Source organism: Marichromatium gracile (assembly GCF_004343155.1).
Classification (GTDB): Bacteria; Pseudomonadota; Gammaproteobacteria; order Chromatiales; family Chromatiaceae; genus Marichromatium; species Marichromatium gracile.
Genome location: NZ_SMDC01000009.1, coordinates 100,387 through 115,036 on the forward strand (window position 1 = coordinate 100,387; position 14,650 = coordinate 115,036).

Below are 14,650 nucleotides of genomic sequence, written 5' to 3' on the forward strand. Positions count from 1 at the left end.
CCCGGCTGTGCTACCCTGTAGCACCCTGCAAGACGACACAGCCGGAGCCTGCATATGACCACGCGCGAGTTCGACACCATCGTCATCGGGGCCGGTCCCGGCGGCGAGGGCGCGGCCATGAAGCTGGCCAAGACCGGTCAGCGCATCGCCGTGGTCGAGGCGCACAACCGTGTCGGCGGTGGCTGCACCCACTGGGGCACCATCCCCAGCAAGGCGCTGCGCCACTCCATCCAGATGCTCGCCGACTATCGCCGTAACCCGCTGTTCCAGCACACCCAACACCAGATCGAGGTCGAGTTCCCCGACCTGCTGCGCGCCGCCGACAGCGCCATCGACGACCAGGTACGCACCCGTTTCCGCTACTATCAGCGCAACCGCGTCGAGGTGGTGTTCGGCCGCGCGGTGTTCCTCGAGCCCGACCTGATCGAGGTCCGCCGCGCCCGTGGACCGAGCGAACGACTGCGCGCCAAGCACTTCGTCATCGCCACCGGCTCGCGCCCCTATCATCCGCCCGACCTCGACTTCTCCCACCCCCGGGTGCTCGACAGCGACTCGGTGCTCGGGCTGCAGCAGACACCGCGCTCGCTGACGATCTACGGGGCCGGTGTCATCGGCTGTGAGTACGCCTCGATCATGGGCGCGCTCGACGTCAAGGTGAACCTGGTCAACACCCGCGACCGTCTGCTCTCCTTCCTCGACGACGAGATCACCGACGCGCTGAGCTATCACCTGCGCCAGCAGGGCGTGGTGATCCGTCACGACGAGGTCTACGAGCGCGTCGAGCCGGAGGCCGACGGTGTGGTGCTGCACTGCCGCTCGGGCAAGAAGTTCAAGACCGACTATCTGCTGTGGGCCAACGGGCGCACCGGCAACACCCAGGACATGGGGCTCGAGGAGATCGGCCTGGCGCCCAACAGCCGCGGCCAGCTCGAGGTCAACGCCAGTTACCAGACCGCGCTGGAGCATATCTATGCCGTCGGCGACGTCGCCGGACCGCCGGCACTGGCCAGCGCCAGCTACGACCAGGGTCGCTTCGTCGGCGCCCACATCGCCGATGGCGAGTGCGGCTGGTCGCTGATCGACGAGTTCCCCACCGGCATCTACACCGTCCCCGAGATCAGCTCGGTGGGTCGCACCGAGCGTGAGCTGACCGCCGCGCAGATCCCCTACGAGGTCGCCCAGGCCGACTTCAAGAGCATCGCCCGCGCCCAGATCACCGGGCACACCGTGGGCATGCTCAAGCTGCTGTTCCATCGCGAGACGCTGGAGATCCTCGGCATCCACTGTTTCGGCGAGCAGGCCGCCGAGATCGTCCATATCGGACAGGCGATCATGTCGCAGCAGGGCTCGGCCAACAACATCCGCTACTTCACCGAGACCACCTTCAACTACCCGACCATGGCCGAGGCCTATCGCGTCGCCGCGCTCAACGGACTCAATCGGCTGTTCTGAGCGCGGGCCGAGGAGGCCGCGACGGGCCGCCACAAGGGGGTGTGTCACGGATGTCGGGGATGCTTGATAGTTTAGCAAACGCTTATATAATCAACACCTGATCCGGAACTCGCCGCCCCGTCCGCCGGGCGCGGTGCGCAGACGGCAAGAGACGACCGAGGGCGCGGATCGCCTCGCGCCCCGCGAGCGCAGGCGTCAAGCCGCTGACCCGGATCCGGCGCGACGCACGCACAAGAAGATCGACACGACAGGGATGTCCGAGCCAGTCCCGAGGATGCGCGCCGAGCAGCGTGCCCACGACGATTGCGCTTGCCGAGCCTGTGGTGTCCGGGGGACACCCCGCGCCGGCCACTGGCCGAGGGCACGGCCTCCCCGCGATCGACTCGACTCAATCTTCGCAACCAAAGGTGTGTTCAATGTCCAGACTCGTCACAGCAGCCTCCATCCTCGTCCTCGGGGCCACCGCCACCGCCGCCAACGCCTGGTACGGCGCGCCCTACTACCCGGCGCCCATGACCCCGCAACAGCAGCAGGCGCTGGCCGAGCAGCAGCAGGCCTTCGCCGAGCGCCAGGCCCGGGCGATCGAGCAGGCGATGGAGGCACAGCGCCGCTTCATGGAGCAACAGGCGGGCGCCTTCGCCATGCCGCAGCAGCCCCCGGGCTTCGCCGACATGCCCGAGCCGCCGGCGATGCCCGCCTTCGGCGAATACCCGGAGATGCCCGAAATGCCCGGTATGCCGGAGATGCCGGGCATGCCCGAGATCCCCGGCATGGCCGACCTGCCCGAGCCGCCGGCCTTCGATCAGTACCCGAGCCCGCCGGCCTACGGCCAGCGCCCCGAGATGCCCGCGCGCGACGCCGACATCGAGGCCCGTCGTCAGGCGATCGAGACCTACCGCACCAAGGTGCGCGAGGCGATGGAGGCGCGCCGTGCCGCGATCCAGGCGATGATGCCCGCCTATCCTCAGCGTGCGCCGATGTACCCCGCCGCACCCGCGGCAGGCGCACAGGCGCCGCAGGACGCCCAGCCCGCGGACTGACCGGCACTCCTCCCGTCCCTGGTCGCGTCCCGACGCGGCCGGGGGTCAGCTCGTCCTTCCCTCCTCCCGACCCTGGGCGAAATAGCGCGCCAGGAAGTCGTCGAAACTCTCCTCCTCTCCCGCTTCGAGCGCCCGCTGCTGCTGGTGCGAGTCGTGCGCCAAACGCTCGAACAGCGCCTGATGCGCGGCGCTCGGCCGCCGCTGCTGAAAATACGCGCGATGCGCGTTCGACATCCGCTGGGCGAAGGCGAAGAAGCCCTCGCCGTGGGCGCGCATCTCGGCGAGCACCCGCGCCGAGGGCGTGGCATCGGCATCGGCCACCTTGTCGCGCTGCGCGCGCAGGCTCGCCGCGCGCGGTCCGTCCTCGCCGCCGTCGAGCAGGAGCGCGAGCGCGGCGAAGCGATCGAGCAGCTCCTCGGCCCAGTCACGCAGTCGCGTCTCGCGCCCGGCGCGCACCAGGGTCAGTCCCGGCTCGCGCCCGCGGTGCGCGGTGAGCACCAGGTTGGTGTCGATCGCGCGACGCTCGGCGGCATCGATCAGCGGGCTCTCGGCGAGCACGCAGTGGAGCATCAGCAGCTCCATGAAGTGGAGCTGGGCGAGGCTCGTCCCGGTCGGCTCGAACACATCGATGTCGGGCGAACGCAGCTCGACATAGCGGATACCGCGACGGGCGAGCGCCAGGGTCGGGCGCTCCATCCACTCGGTGAGCTGCTTGGGGCGTACCGTGCTGTAGTACTCGTTCTCGATCTGCAGCACGTTGGCGTTGAGCTGCTCGTAGCGATCACCGACCTTGACGCCGATGCGCTGATACTCGGGACAGGGGGTCTCGATCGCCCAGGTGAGGGTGCGTACATACTCGGCGAGGCTGTCGTAGCTCGCCTTGATGCCGGTGCCCTCCTCCTGCTGGTTCTGATAGCCGATATCGCCCATCCGCAGCGAGGTGGCATGCGGATAGTAGAGGGTGGTGTCGTCGAAGTACTCGAGGTCGGTCTCCTGACCCTGCACGAAGCTCGCGCAGATCGCCGGCGAGGCGCCGAACAGATAGGGCACCAGCCAGCCGATGCGCTGCAGGTTGCGCAGCATCCCCATCTGCATGCGATCGCGAAAGGCGCGCGGGTCGCCGCGCTCGCCCTCGATCGCCTGGAGTCGGTCCCAGAACCCCTCGCCGAAGGAGAAGTTGTAGTGGATCCCGGCGATCACCTGCATGGTGCGCCCGTAGCGATTACCGAGCCCACGCCGATAGACGGTCTTCATCCGCGCGGCGTTGGAGCAGCCGTAGCGCGCCAGCGGGATGCGGCGGCCGCCCTCGAGCACGCAGGGCATGCTGGTCGCCCACAGCAGTTCGTCGTCGAGATGCTGGTGGACATGGGCGTGGAGGTCGGCGAGGAAGCCGAGCGCCTCCTCCGCGTTGGCCAGCGCCGGGGTGATCAGTTCGAGCAGCGCCTCGGAGAAGTCGGTGGTGATGTAGGGATGGGTGAGCGCGGCGCCGAGCGCTGCCGGGTGCGGGGTGGCGGCGAGCTGGCCACCGGCGGAGACGCGCAACCCCTCCTTCTCCAGTCCGACGCGGTTGCCGGCGAACAGCGGGACGGTGGCGCCGGCGAGTCGCTCGACACGGCGCGCGTAGATCGATCGGGGGTCGTTCAAAGGGGGTGTCCTTGAGTCTTGCGAGGAATCGGCCGGACGCCGTCGGCGTCCGGCCAGGAGGTGCTGCGGCGTCAGTTGGTCATCGCCGCGCGCGGCTGGGCATGACGGCCGAGCAGGATGCCGTCGGCGAGGATGCGCGCGGCCTCCTCGACCTGGATGCGCGAGATCGCCTCGCGCTGGGCCTCGAGCGCCTCCTCATCGATCGGGTCCGCGTCCTCGTCGACCGGGGTGATGCCCTGGGCGCGCAGGAAACGGTCCTGATGCCCCTTGAAGGCCGACTCCAAGCGCTCGTCCTCGGCGCGCCGCTGCGCCTCGTTGAGCGAGACCTGGGTGCGCTCCTCCATCTCGCGCAACAGCTTGCCGCGCTCGGTGAGCATGCGGAAACCGAGATCGTCGGCGATGCGCCCCTGCGACTTGCGCACCAGGGTCTCGACCCCGCCGGCCATGTCGAGATGACGGTAGTCCGCGGGCGAGATCCGCGTCCACGGCAGCGGGTTGTCGAGCGCACGCTCGCCGTGGTCGATGACGGTATCGGCGGTGGGGAAGCGGATATCCGGCTCGACCCCGCGCAGCTGGGTGCTGCCGCCGCTGATGCGGAAGAACTCGGCCATGGTCAGGCGCAGTCGACCGAGATCGGCCTGCTCGCCGGGGACATAGCGGTTGAGATCGATCAGGGTCTGCACCGTGCCCTTGCCGAAGGTCGGCTCGCCGATCACCCAGCCGCGACCGTAGTCCTGGATGGCCGCGGCGAAGATCTCCGAGGCCGAGGCGCTGTCACGATCGACCAGCACCGCCAGGGGGCCGGTGTAGAGCACCCCGGACTCGGGATCGGACTCGACCTCGACGCGACCGAAGGCGTCCTTGACCTGCACCACCGGCCCGGTGTCGATGAACAGCCCGGTGAGCGCGGTGGCCTCGGCCAGCGAGCCGCCGCCGTTGGCGCGCAGATCGATCAGCAGGCCGCTGACGCCCTGCATCACCAGCTCGTCGATCAGCGCGCGCACATCACGGGTGGTGCTGCGGAAGTCGCGTCGGCCCTCGCCCTCGGCCTGGAAGTCGCGATAGAAGGCGGGGATCTCGATCACCCCGACGCGCACCCCCGGGGTGGCCGCGAGATCGTCGATGACATAGCTCTTGGCTGCCTGGTCCTCGAGCTTGATCTCATTGCGCACCAGCGCGACCTCGCGCGCCCGCGCGCTCACCCCGGCGCCCTTGGAGAGCAGCTGCAACCGCACCACCGAGCCCTTGGGGCCGCGGATCTTCTCCACCACGTCCTCGAGACGCCAGCCGACGACATCCTCGAAGGCCCCGTCGAGCCCCTGGCCGACGCCGACGATCTGATCGCCGCTGTGCACCTGACCCGACTCGCGCGCCGGGCCGCCGGGGACCGTACTCTGCACCACGGTGTACTCGTTGTCGGCGCGCAGCACCGCACCGATGCCCTCGAGCGAGAGCTTCATGCTGATGTCGAAGTTCTCCGAGGTGCTCGGCGACATGTAGCTGGTGTGCGGCTCCAGCGCCAGGGTGTAGGCGTTCATGAAGGCCTGGAAGACGTCGTCGCGGTCGAACTGCTCGATGCGCCGTGCCAACCCCTCGTAGCGTTTGCGCAGCCGCTCGCGGATATCGGCGTCGTCGCGATCGGCCAGGCGCAGCACCAGGAAGTCGTTCTTCACCCGCTTGCGCCAGCGCTCGTCGAGCTCGGCGCCGTCCTCGGCCCAGGCGTCCTCGGGCGGCTCGAGGGCGTAGTGTTCGTCGCGAGTAAAGTCGAATTCGCCCTGCAGCAGCCGCAACGCGTAGTCGACGCGGTCGTCGACGCGCATGCGATAGAGCCGGAAGACGTCGAAGGCGGTGTCGAGTTCACCGCGGCGCAGTCGCTCATCGAGCCGACGGCCGCCGTCCTCGAAGCGACTCACGTCGCGGGCGAGGAAGAAGGACTTGCTCGGATCGAGGGCGTCGAGATAGTTCGCCAGCACCGCCTGGGCGAAGGCCGGATCGAGCGAGAGCTTGCGATAGTGGTAACGCTCGAGCACCTTGTTGATGACCACCGCCGACTTGGTCTGCTCGGGGACCGGATAGAGGTCGGCGAGCGCCACCGGTCGCGGCGAGGCGACGGCCAGCCCTGCGGTCAGCAGCAAGGCGATGAGGAAGGGATACCGGAGGGGACGCGGTCTCATGAGCGGTACTCGTGTTCTGACCCCCGCCTGGCGGGGGCTGACGGTTGGCGGAGGGGTGGCGCGCCGCGCCGGGGAGGTGCGGCAGCGACGACGAGAGCCGCGCGGACAGCTCCCGACACCCCGTCCCATGGGGTCGAATTAAGGCCGATTATCGAGGGCTTCAACGCGCCGGCGCAACGTCGCCGCCGGCGCGCCCCCGTGATCGCCACCGACGCGCTCAGGCCGCCGGCTTGGATTTCTTCTTCTTGGCGTAGGTCTTGCGCTGGTACAGATCGGTGCGTCGGCTCACCACCCGGTCGACGAACAGCATGCCGTCGAGATGGTCGATCTCGTGCTGCACCGCGCGCGCCTCGTAGCCCTCCATCTCGTACTCGTGGACCGCGCCCTCGGGGTCCTGGGCACGCAGCCGGATCTGGGTGGCGCGGATCACGTTGCCGGTGTAGTCGGGTACCGACAGACAGCCCTCGCGGCCCATCTCGTAGCCTTCCCAGTGGACGATCTCGGGGTTGACCAGCACCAGGTTGCCGTGATTCGGGGTCTTGGGTCGCGACGAGCAGTCGACGATCACGATGCGTTCGAAGCGCCCCACCTGGGGCGCGGCGATGCCGACGGCGGCGGGGCCGTCCTGACGGGTCTCCTCGAGATCGGCGACGAAGTCGCGCAGCGCGGCGTCGAAGTGCTCGACCGGGGTCGAGACCTGCTTGAGCCGCGGGTCCGGGAGTTTCAGTATGTCGAGTATCGCCATCGTTCAGCCGATCATCAGGTCGATGGCGGCGACGTCGACCGAGACGCCGCGCGCATCCAGTCCGGCGAGCGCCTCGACCAGCCTCTCCACGGGCCGCTCGCTGTGACCCTGGATGTTCATGATGTAGAGCGGGCTGGCGCTGTCGCCGGCGACGTCCGACTCCAGCTCGAGGATGTGGAAGCCCTCGGCGGCCAACGCCTCGGTGACGTCGGCGACGATGCCGGTACGATCGGCCCCGCTCACCCGCACCTGGACGTTGGGCAGCAGGTGCTGGTGCAGCTCGCCGTTGACGGTATCGATGTGCAGGCGCAGCCCGAGTTCATCGGCCACCGGCGCAAGCGCCGCGCGCAGCGCCGACTCGGGCTGCTCGGTGGCGACCATCATCATGATGGTGAAGTTGCCGCCGAGACGCAGCATCGAGGCCTCGCCGAGGTTGCAGCCGACACCGCAGAGCGCGCGGGTGACGCGCGAGACGATCCCGGGGCGGTCGGCACCGACCAGGGTCAGCATCATCCAATCAGACATGTTCAGGGTCTCCAGTGGACGCGGCGGCGGTCGGATCGAGCCAGATCAGGCTCGCCTGCCGACCGGTGACACCGTCGCGCCGGTAAGAAAAGAATCGTTGGGGATCGATATGGGTGCACAGATCGCCGCCGTAAACCGCCGTGACTCCGGCGCCCACCAATCGTTGACGGGCAAGCACGAACAGGTCGGCCAACCAGCGGTCGTCGCGTCCCCGGCGGAAGGCGTCGGCGGCGGCCGGATCGAGGTCGACGAAGCGCTCGCGTACCTCGGGGCCGACCTCGAAGGCATCCGGGCCGATCGCCGGTCCCAGCCAGGCGAGCAGCCGCGAGGGCGCAATCGCCAGCGCCGCGACCGCACGCTCGATCACCCCGTCGGCCAGACCGCGCCAACCGGCATGCACCGCCGCCACCCGGGTGCCCTCACGATCGCACAGCAGCAACGGCAGACAGTCGGCGGTGAGCACCGCGCAGACCCGTCCCGGGCGCAGGCTCACCGCCGCATCGGCCCGGCAGCCGGGCGCGGCTGTGTCGTCGGCGACGACACAGCCGTGGACCTGTTCGAGCCACAGCGGCTCCTCGGGCAACCCGGCCTGGTCGCGCAACAGGGCGCGGTTGCGCGCCACCCGCGCCGGATCGTCACCGACATGGGTGGCGAGATTGAGCCCGGCGTAGGGGGCTTCGCTGAGGCCACCGGCGCGGGTGGTCGAGAACGCCCGCACCCGCGCCGGGGCGGGCCAGTCAGGTCGGATCGGCGTCATCCTCGCTCTCCTCGCGCAGCTGCGCGAGCAGCGCCTCCAGATCAGCGGCCATCGCCACCTCCCAGTGCAGCTCGCGCCCGTCCTCGGGGTGGCGCAACCCGAGCCGGATGGCGTGCAGCGCCTGGCGCGGGAAGTGTTGCAGTGCCTCGCGCAGCGCCACGCTGCAGCCGCGCGGCGGGCGCGGGCGACCGCCATAGAGACGGTCGCCGACCAGGGGATAACGCAGGTGCGACATGTGCACGCGGATCTGGTGGGTGCGCCCGGTCTCGAGCTCGACGGCGAGCAGGGTGTGGCCGGGGAAGCGTTCGAGCACCCGGTAGTGGCTCACCGCCGGACGCCCGCCGGCGACCACCGCCATGCGCGTGCGCTGGGTGGGGTGGCGCCCCACCGGGGCCTCGACCCGAGCGCCGGCGACACACTCGCCGATCACCAGGGCGCGATACTCGCGATGGACCTCGCGCAGCCGCAGCTGCTCGACCAGCGAGCGATGGGCGGCGAGCGTCTTGGCCACCACCAACAGCCCCGAGGTGTCCTTGTCGAGACGGTGGACGATCCCGGCGCGCGGCAGCGCCGCCAGCCCCGGATCGTGGTGCAGCAGCGCGTTCTGCAGGGTGCCGTCGGGGTTGCCGGCGGCGGGGTGGACGACCAGCCCGGCGGGCTTGTTGACCACCAGCAGGGCGTCGTCCTCGTGGACGATGTCGAGCGCGATCGGCTGCGCCACACAGCGCTCGTCGAGCGCCAGGGTGGCGGCGAGCCGGATGCGCTCGCCGCCCCAGACCTTGTCGCGCGGACGCCGACGCTGGTCGTCGACCACAAGCTCGCCGGACTCGATCCATTGCTGCAGGCGGCTGCGCGAGAACTCCGGCAGCAGTTCGGCGAGCACCTGGTCGAGGCGGCGTCCGGCGTGGCCGGGCCCGAGCACCAGATCACGCTCGATGCGTTGGTGTGCGACTCCGACGTTCACGCGCACACCGCCCGGCGCCGGGGACGGCAAAGGGGGGCGCTGGCGTGGACGCCTTCGCGTATACTGGGATGATTTTCGAACAGGTATTCCACGGACATGCCAAGAACGTTAACACGACTTCCCGCGCTGCTGCTCGTCGCGCTGCTCACCGGCTGCGGCGTGTTCGGCGAGGAGATCGACCAGACCGCGAACTGGGGTGCGTCCAAGCTCTACGCCGAGGCCGCCGCCGAACTCGACGCGGGCAACTACACACGGGCGATCGAATACTACGAAAAACTCGAGGCGCGCTACCCGTTCGGGCGCTACGCCATGCAGGCCCAGCTCGATGCGGCCTACGCCAATTATCGCGCCGACGAACCGGAAGCGGCGCTGGCTGCGGCCGATCGCTTCATCAAGCTCTACCCGCAGAACCCCTTCGTCGACTATGCCTACTACCTCAAGGGCATCGTCAACTACAACCGCAGCGTCGGCTTCCTCGACCGCTATATCCCCACCGATCCGTCGCAGCGCGACCCCGGCTCGGCGCTCGACGCCTTCGAGGACTTCGCCATCCTCGTCGAGCGCTTCCCGCAGAGCCGCTACGCCGCCGATGCCCGTCAGCGCATGCTCTATCTGCGCAACAACCTCGCCAAGCACGAGGTCAACGTCGCGCGCTACTACATGAAGCGGGGTGCCTATCTGGCGGCGGCCAACCGCGCCGAATACGTCATCCAGCGCTTCCAGCGCACCAGCGCGGTGGAGGGTGCCCTGGAGGTGATGATCGACGCCTACGAGGCGCTCGGCAAGGAGGCGCTCGCCGCCGACGCGCGTCGGGTGCTCGAGGTCAACCGCGAGGCCGGACGCTTCATCGACGACACGCCCAAGCCCGAGGACATCAGTCTCGCGCGCAAGGTCTGGGACTATCTCAGCCTCGACGAGAACTGAGCCCGCCCCTCGGGACGCCCTCCCCTCACACAGCGTCAGCGATCGGCCGTAACCCCCGACGGTGTGCAGGGGCGCGGCGGGCGCCCCTCGGCAAACCGGCTAGATCGCCGCCTCGTCCTCCTCGCCGGTGCGGATACGCACCACCCGCTGCACGTCGGAGACGAAGATCTTGCCATCACCGATCTTGCCGGTGCGCGCGGCGGTCATGATGGCGTTGATGCAGTCCTCGACCTGATCGTCGCCGACGATCAGCTCGATCTTCACCTTGGGCAGGAAATCGACCACGTACTCGGCGCCACGATAGAGTTCGGTATGTCCCTTCTGACGCCCGAAGCCCTTGACCTCGATGGCGGTCATGCCGGTGATGCCGGCCGCCGACAGCGCCTCGCGGACGTCGTCGAGCTTGAAGGGCTTGATGATCGCTTCGACCTTTTTCATGCAATCTCTCCAGAGTTTGGATCACGGCCTGGCCGTGAGTATACGTTTGCGTCCGGGCAAAAGACAGCGAGCCCCGGGCGCGGCGCGGGGCTCGCAGGCGTTCGCATCGGGGTTCAGAAACCGCTGGTGATGGGGTAGCGCCGATCGCGACCGAAGGCGCGCGCGGAGATGCGCACCCCGGGCGGGGCCTGACGGCGCTTGTACTCGCTGCGATCGACCAGGCGCGCGACGCGCTCGACCTCCTCGCGCGCATAACCGGCGGCGACGATCGCCGCGACGCCCTCGTCGCACTCGATATAGCGGCGCAGAATCTCGTCGAGCCGGTCGTAGGGCGGCAGGCTGTCCTGATCGGTCTGATCCGGGCGCAGCTCGGCCGAGGGGGGACGGGTGATCACCCGTTCCGGGATCACCTCGACCTCGCGATTGCGATAGCGGGCGAGACGATAGACGAGCTGCTTGGGCACGTCCTTGATCGGCGCGAAACCGCCGGCCATGTCGCCGTAGAGGGTGGCGTAGCCGACCGCCATCTCGCTCTTGTTGCCGGTGGTGAGCAGGATCGAGCCGCGCTTGTTGCTGATCGCCATCAGCAGCACGCCGCGACAGCGCGCCTGGAGGTTCTCCTCGGTGACATCGGCGGGGGCGCCGGCGAAGACCGGCTCGAGCATCCCGAGAAAGGTGTCGAAGGCCGGACCGATGGGGAGCTGATAGGCCTGGACCCCGAGCCGGCGCGCCTCCTCGAAGGCATCCTCGTTGCTGATGTCGGCGGTATAGCGCGAGGGCATCAGCACCGCCTCGACCCGATCGGCGCCGAGCGCATCGACCGCGATCGCCAGGGTCAGTGCCGAGTCGATTCCGCCCGAGAGTCCGAGCACCGCCCCCGTGAAGCCGTTCTTGCGCACATAGTCGCGCACCCCCAGCACCAGCGCGCGGTAGATCGCCGCCTCGTCATCGAGCGGTTGCGGCCGGGGCACATCGGCACGGGCCGCAGCGGGCGCGCCGGCGGCATCGAGCACCAGGTCGAGCGCCGCCTCGTCGAAACAGGGCGCGCGCGCCACCTGCCTGCCCGTGGCGTCGACGGCGAAGGAGGCGCCATCGAACACCAGCTCGTCCTGGCCGCCGACCAGGTTGGCATAGAGGATCGTCACCCCGTGCTCGCGCGCGCGGCGCGCCACCAGCGCCTCGCGCTCGGCGCGCTTGCCGGCATGGAAGGGCGAGGCATTGATATTGACCAGCAGCTGGGCGCCGGCCTCGACCGCCTGACGGGTCGGCTCCTCCTGCCAGATGTCCTCGCAGACGCTCAACCCGACGCACAGCCCGCGGTGCTCGAACACCCCGGCCAGGGTGCCGGGCTGGAAATAGCGCTTCTCGTCGAACACGCCGTAGTTGGGCAGCGCCTGTTTGGCGTACTCGGCGACCGTCTCGCCGTCGCGGATCACCCCGGCGACGTTGAACAGACCGCCGACGGCGGTGCGCGGGTAACCGAGCACCAGGGTGATGCCGGCGCTCGCGGCACGGATGCGCGCCAGCGCCGCCTCCACCCGCTCGGCGCACTCCGGGCGCAGCAGCAGATCCTCGGGCGGGTAGCCGGTGAGCGCCAGCTCGGGGAAGACCACCAGGTCGATGCCCTCGGCGCGAGCGGCGGCGAGCGCCGCGATCACCTGTTCGGCATTGCCGGCGATGTCGCCGACCAGTGGGTTGAACTGGACGATCCGGACCCGGCTCGTCGGCTGCGATGCGTTCATCGATTCATTCATCACGGGTTCAGATCAGCTCGGCGATACGCGCGCCCATCAGCGCCGGTGAGCGCACCACCGCCACCCCGGCGGTCTCGAGCGCGGCGAACTTGCCCTCGGCGGTGCCCTGCCCGCCGGTGACGATCGCCCCGGCATGGCCCATGCGCTTGCCCGGGGGGGCGGTGACCCCGGCGATGTAGGCCACCACCGGCTTGCTCATGCGCTGCTCGATGAAGCGCGCGGCGGCCTCCTCGGCACCGCCGCCGATCTCGCCGACCAGGATCACGCCCTCGGTCTCCGGATCGTCCTCGAACAGCGCCAGACAGTCGACGAAGTCGAGGCCGTGGATGGGGTCGCCGCCGATGCCGATGCAGGTGCTCTGACCGAGCCCGACCTGGGTGGTCTGCCACACCGCCTCGTAGGTGAGGGTGCCCGAGCGCGAGACGATGCCGACCCGGCCACGGCTGTGGATGTCGCCGGGCATGATACCGATCTTGCATGCCTCCGGAGTGATCACCCCGGGACAGTTGGGGCCGATCAGACAGGCCCCGGTGCCGGCGAGCACGGTCTTGACCCGCAGCATGTCGTGTACCGGGATGCCCTCGGTGATGCACACGATCACCCGGATGCCGGCGTCGGCGGCCTCGAGGATGGCGTCGGCGGCAAAGGGCGCGGGCACATAGATCATGCTCGCATCGGCACCGGTGGCGGCCACCGCCTCGTGGACGGTGTCGAACACCGGGCGGTCGAGATGACGCTGCCCGCCCTTGCCCGGGGTCACGCCACCGACCAGGTTGGTGCCGTAGGCGATCGCCTGTTCGCTGTGGAAGGTGCCCTGACGACCGGTGAACCCCTGGCAGATCACCCGGGTGTCGGCATCGATCAGTACGCTCATCGCCCCTGCTCCTCGCGGGCACCGCCCGCCAAGGCGACCACCCGGGCCGCCGCATCGTTGAGACTGCTCGCCGGCTCCAGCGCCAGCCCACTGGCGGCGAGCAGCGCCCGCCCCTGCGCGGCGTTGGTCCCCTCCAGGCGCACCACCACCGGGACGGCGACCTGGACCTCGCGCACCGCCTGCATGATGCCCTCGGCGATCAGGTCACAGCGCACGATACCGCCGAAGATGTTGACCAGCACCGCCTCGACCTTGGGGTCGGACAGGATCAGCTTGAACGCCTCGGCCACCCGCTCGGCGGTGGCGCCGCCACCGACATCGAGGAAGTTGGCCGGGGCGCCGCCGTGGAGCTTGACCAGGTCCATGGTCGCCATCGCCAGCCCGGCACCGTTGACCATGCAGCCGATGTTGCCCTCGAGGCTGATGTAGTTGAGCGCGTGAGCGCGCGCGGCGGCCTCGCGATCGTCCTCCTGCCCGGGGTCGCGCAGCGCGGTGAGCGCGGAGTGACGATAGAGCGCGTTCTCGTCGAGTTCGATCTTGGCATCGAGCGCGACCAGCTCACCGTCCTCGGTGACCACCAGCGGGTTCATCTCGATCAGGGTGGCGTCATGATCGATGGCCAGGGTGTAGAGCGCGGCGAGCAGCCGACCGAGCGCGGCGATCTGGTCACGCTCGAGCCCCAGCCCGTAGCCGAGTCGGCGCGCATGATAGGGCCGCAACCCGGTGGCCGGGTGGACGGCGAGCCGGAGGATGCGCTCGGGGGTGGCCGCGGCCACCGCCTCGATATCGACCCCGCCGGCGGCGCTGGCCATGAACACCACCCGCTCGCTGGCGCGATCGACCAGCACCCCGAGATAGAGTTCGCGGGCGATCGCCGTCGGACGCTCGATCAGCAGGGTCTCGACCGGCAGTCCGCGCGGACCGGTCTGCGCGGTGACCAGACGGCTGCCGAGCAGCCGCTGCGCCTCGCGCGCGACCGCCTCGGGGTCGTCGCACAGCACCACCCCCCCGGCCTTGCCTCGGGCACCGGCGTGGATCTGCGCCTTGACCGCCCAGCGCGCGCCGCCGAGACGCTCGCAGACGGCGCGCGCCTCCTGCACGGTCCGCGCCTCGCCGCCGTCGGGCACCGGGATTGCGCGCTCCCGCAAGAGCCGCTTCGCTTGGTATTCGTGTAGATTCATCGAAACTCGTCGTCACGCTGATGACAGAAGACGCCGCCCGCCCCGGGGCGCCGCGATGACAAGGGGGCGCAACCGATGGTGGCGGACGCCGCCGAACGCGGCGCGCCATCATGCCTACCATGGTCGCAACGCGACAATTCTGGTCTAATTCCAGCGGCTTTGGCAAAACGCCGCCCGC

General features: G+C 69.5%; 13 protein-coding genes. 3 read left to right on the forward strand and 10 right to left on the reverse strand.

Annotated features, from left to right (window positions below):
* The first annotated feature begins 54 nt into the window (after positions 1 to 54).
* Entirely contained in the window at positions 55 to 1,452 is a 1,398-nt protein-coding gene (gene sthA / locus EDC29_RS12870; protein WP_062276403.1) for a Si-specific NAD(P)(+) transhydrogenase, read from the forward strand.
* Positions 1,453 to 1,868: 416 nt separating this feature from the next.
* Positions 1,869 to 2,492: a hypothetical protein gene (locus EDC29_RS12875; protein WP_123141942.1), complete on the forward strand. Its 624-nt coding sequence runs from the start codon at positions 1,869 to 1,871 to the stop codon at positions 2,490 to 2,492.
* A 45-nt stretch (positions 2,493 to 2,537) separates the two neighbouring features.
* Here the strand turns inward: EDC29_RS12875 and gshA are convergent, their stop codons facing one another.
* The 6 genes from gshA to rluD all read right to left on the reverse strand — a co-directional run bounded on the left by gshA (position 2,538) and on the right by rluD (position 9,301).
* On the reverse strand, positions 2,538 to 4,136 hold the full coding sequence (gshA, locus tag EDC29_RS12880) for a glutamate--cysteine ligase (RefSeq protein WP_132230227.1): 1,599 nt from the start codon (positions 4,134 to 4,136) through the stop codon (positions 2,538 to 2,540).
* Between the two features lie 71 nt (positions 4,137 to 4,207).
* Positions 4,208 to 6,310: a carboxy terminal-processing peptidase gene (locus EDC29_RS12885; protein WP_123141940.1), complete on the reverse strand. Its 2,103-nt coding sequence runs from the start codon at positions 6,308 to 6,310 to the stop codon at positions 4,208 to 4,210.
* 217 nt (positions 6,311 to 6,527) lie between these two features.
* The gene (gene def, locus EDC29_RS12890; RefSeq protein ID WP_123140455.1) at positions 6,528 to 7,055 is read right to left on the reverse strand and encodes a peptide deformylase; all 528 of its coding nucleotides are present in this window, start codon (positions 7,053 to 7,055) and stop codon (positions 6,528 to 6,530) included.
* A 3-nt stretch (positions 7,056 to 7,058) separates the two neighbouring features.
* A complete protein-coding gene (locus tag EDC29_RS12895) occupies positions 7,059 to 7,580 on the reverse strand; it encodes a glycine cleavage system transcriptional repressor (protein WP_123140454.1) in 522 nt (173 codons plus the stop codon).
* Positions 7,573 to 8,337, reverse strand: coding sequence for a peptidoglycan editing factor PgeF (pgeF, locus tag EDC29_RS12900; protein WP_123141939.1), 765 nt, complete (start codon positions 8,335 to 8,337; stop codon positions 7,573 to 7,575). The genes EDC29_RS12895 and pgeF overlap by 8 nt, the downstream gene beginning before the upstream one ends.
* Positions 8,318 to 9,301 carry a 23S rRNA pseudouridine(1911/1915/1917) synthase RluD gene (gene rluD, locus EDC29_RS12905; protein ID WP_132230229.1) on the reverse strand — a complete coding sequence of 328 codons (984 nt, stop codon included), beginning with the start codon at positions 9,299 to 9,301 and terminating at the stop codon, positions 8,318 to 8,320. The genes pgeF and rluD overlap by 20 nt, the downstream gene beginning before the upstream one ends.
* 96 nt (positions 9,302 to 9,397) lie before the next feature.
* On the opposite strand from rluD, the gene EDC29_RS12910 reads away from it, so the two are divergent.
* A complete protein-coding gene (locus EDC29_RS12910; protein ID WP_123140452.1) occupies positions 9,398 to 10,225 on the forward strand; it encodes an outer membrane protein assembly factor BamD in 828 nt (275 codons plus the stop codon).
* Positions 10,226 to 10,324: 99 nt separating this feature from the next.
* On the opposite strand, the gene EDC29_RS12915 is transcribed toward EDC29_RS12910, so the two are convergent.
* The 4 genes from EDC29_RS12915 to sucC all read right to left on the reverse strand — a co-directional run bounded on the left by EDC29_RS12915 (position 10,325) and on the right by sucC (position 14,472).
* Complete coding sequence (locus EDC29_RS12915; protein ID WP_062276421.1) at positions 10,325 to 10,663, reverse strand: P-II family nitrogen regulator; 339 nt, start codon at positions 10,661 to 10,663, stop codon at positions 10,325 to 10,327.
* A gap of 113 nt (positions 10,664 to 10,776) precedes the next feature.
* Positions 10,777 to 12,405, reverse strand: coding sequence for an NAD+ synthase (locus tag EDC29_RS12920; protein ID WP_242465980.1), 1,629 nt, complete (start codon positions 12,403 to 12,405; stop codon positions 10,777 to 10,779).
* Positions 12,406 to 12,424: 19 nt separating this feature from the next.
* Positions 12,425 to 13,291, reverse strand: coding sequence for a succinate--CoA ligase subunit alpha (gene sucD, locus EDC29_RS12925; RefSeq protein ID WP_123140450.1), 867 nt, complete (start codon positions 13,289 to 13,291; stop codon positions 12,425 to 12,427).
* Entirely contained in the window at positions 13,288 to 14,472 is a 1,185-nt protein-coding gene (gene sucC, locus EDC29_RS12930) for an ADP-forming succinate--CoA ligase subunit beta (protein WP_132230233.1), read from the reverse strand. Before sucC ends, sucD begins: the two co-directional genes overlap by 4 nt.
* Between the last annotated feature and the right edge of the window lie 178 nt (positions 14,473 to 14,650).

Excerpts from the sequence above, each read along its gene's own strand:
- sthA (WP_062276403.1), top strand. The coding sequence starts at position 55 with ATGACCACGCGCGAGTTCGACACCATCGTCATCGGGGCCGGTCCCGGC.
- EDC29_RS12875 (WP_123141942.1), top strand. The coding sequence starts at position 1,869 with ATGTCCAGACTCGTCACAGCAGCCTCCATCCTCGTCCTCGGGGCCACC.
- EDC29_RS12885 (WP_123141940.1), bottom strand. The coding sequence starts at position 6,310 with ATGAGACCGCGTCCCCTCCGGTATCCCTTCCTCATCGCCTTGCTGCTG.
- def (WP_123140455.1), bottom strand. The coding sequence starts at position 7,055 with ATGGCGATACTCGACATACTGAAACTCCCGGACCCGCGGCTCAAGCAG.
- EDC29_RS12895 (WP_123140454.1), bottom strand. The coding sequence starts at position 7,580 with ATGTCTGATTGGATGATGCTGACCCTGGTCGGTGCCGACCGCCCCGGG.
- pgeF (WP_123141939.1), bottom strand. The coding sequence starts at position 8,337 with ATGACGCCGATCCGACCTGACTGGCCCGCCCCGGCGCGGGTGCGGGCG.
- EDC29_RS12910 (WP_123140452.1), top strand. The coding sequence starts at position 9,398 with ATGCCAAGAACGTTAACACGACTTCCCGCGCTGCTGCTCGTCGCGCTG.
- EDC29_RS12915 (WP_062276421.1), bottom strand. The coding sequence starts at position 10,663 with ATGAAAAAGGTCGAAGCGATCATCAAGCCCTTCAAGCTCGACGACGTC.
- EDC29_RS12920 (WP_242465980.1), bottom strand. The coding sequence starts at position 12,405 with ATGAACGCATCGCAGCCGACGAGCCGGGTCCGGATCGTCCAGTTCAAC.
- sucD (WP_123140450.1), bottom strand. The coding sequence starts at position 13,291 with ATGAGCGTACTGATCGATGCCGACACCCGGGTGATCTGCCAGGGGTTC.
- sucC (WP_132230233.1), bottom strand. The coding sequence starts at position 14,472 with ATGAATCTACACGAATACCAAGCGAAGCGGCTCTTGCGGGAGCGCGCA.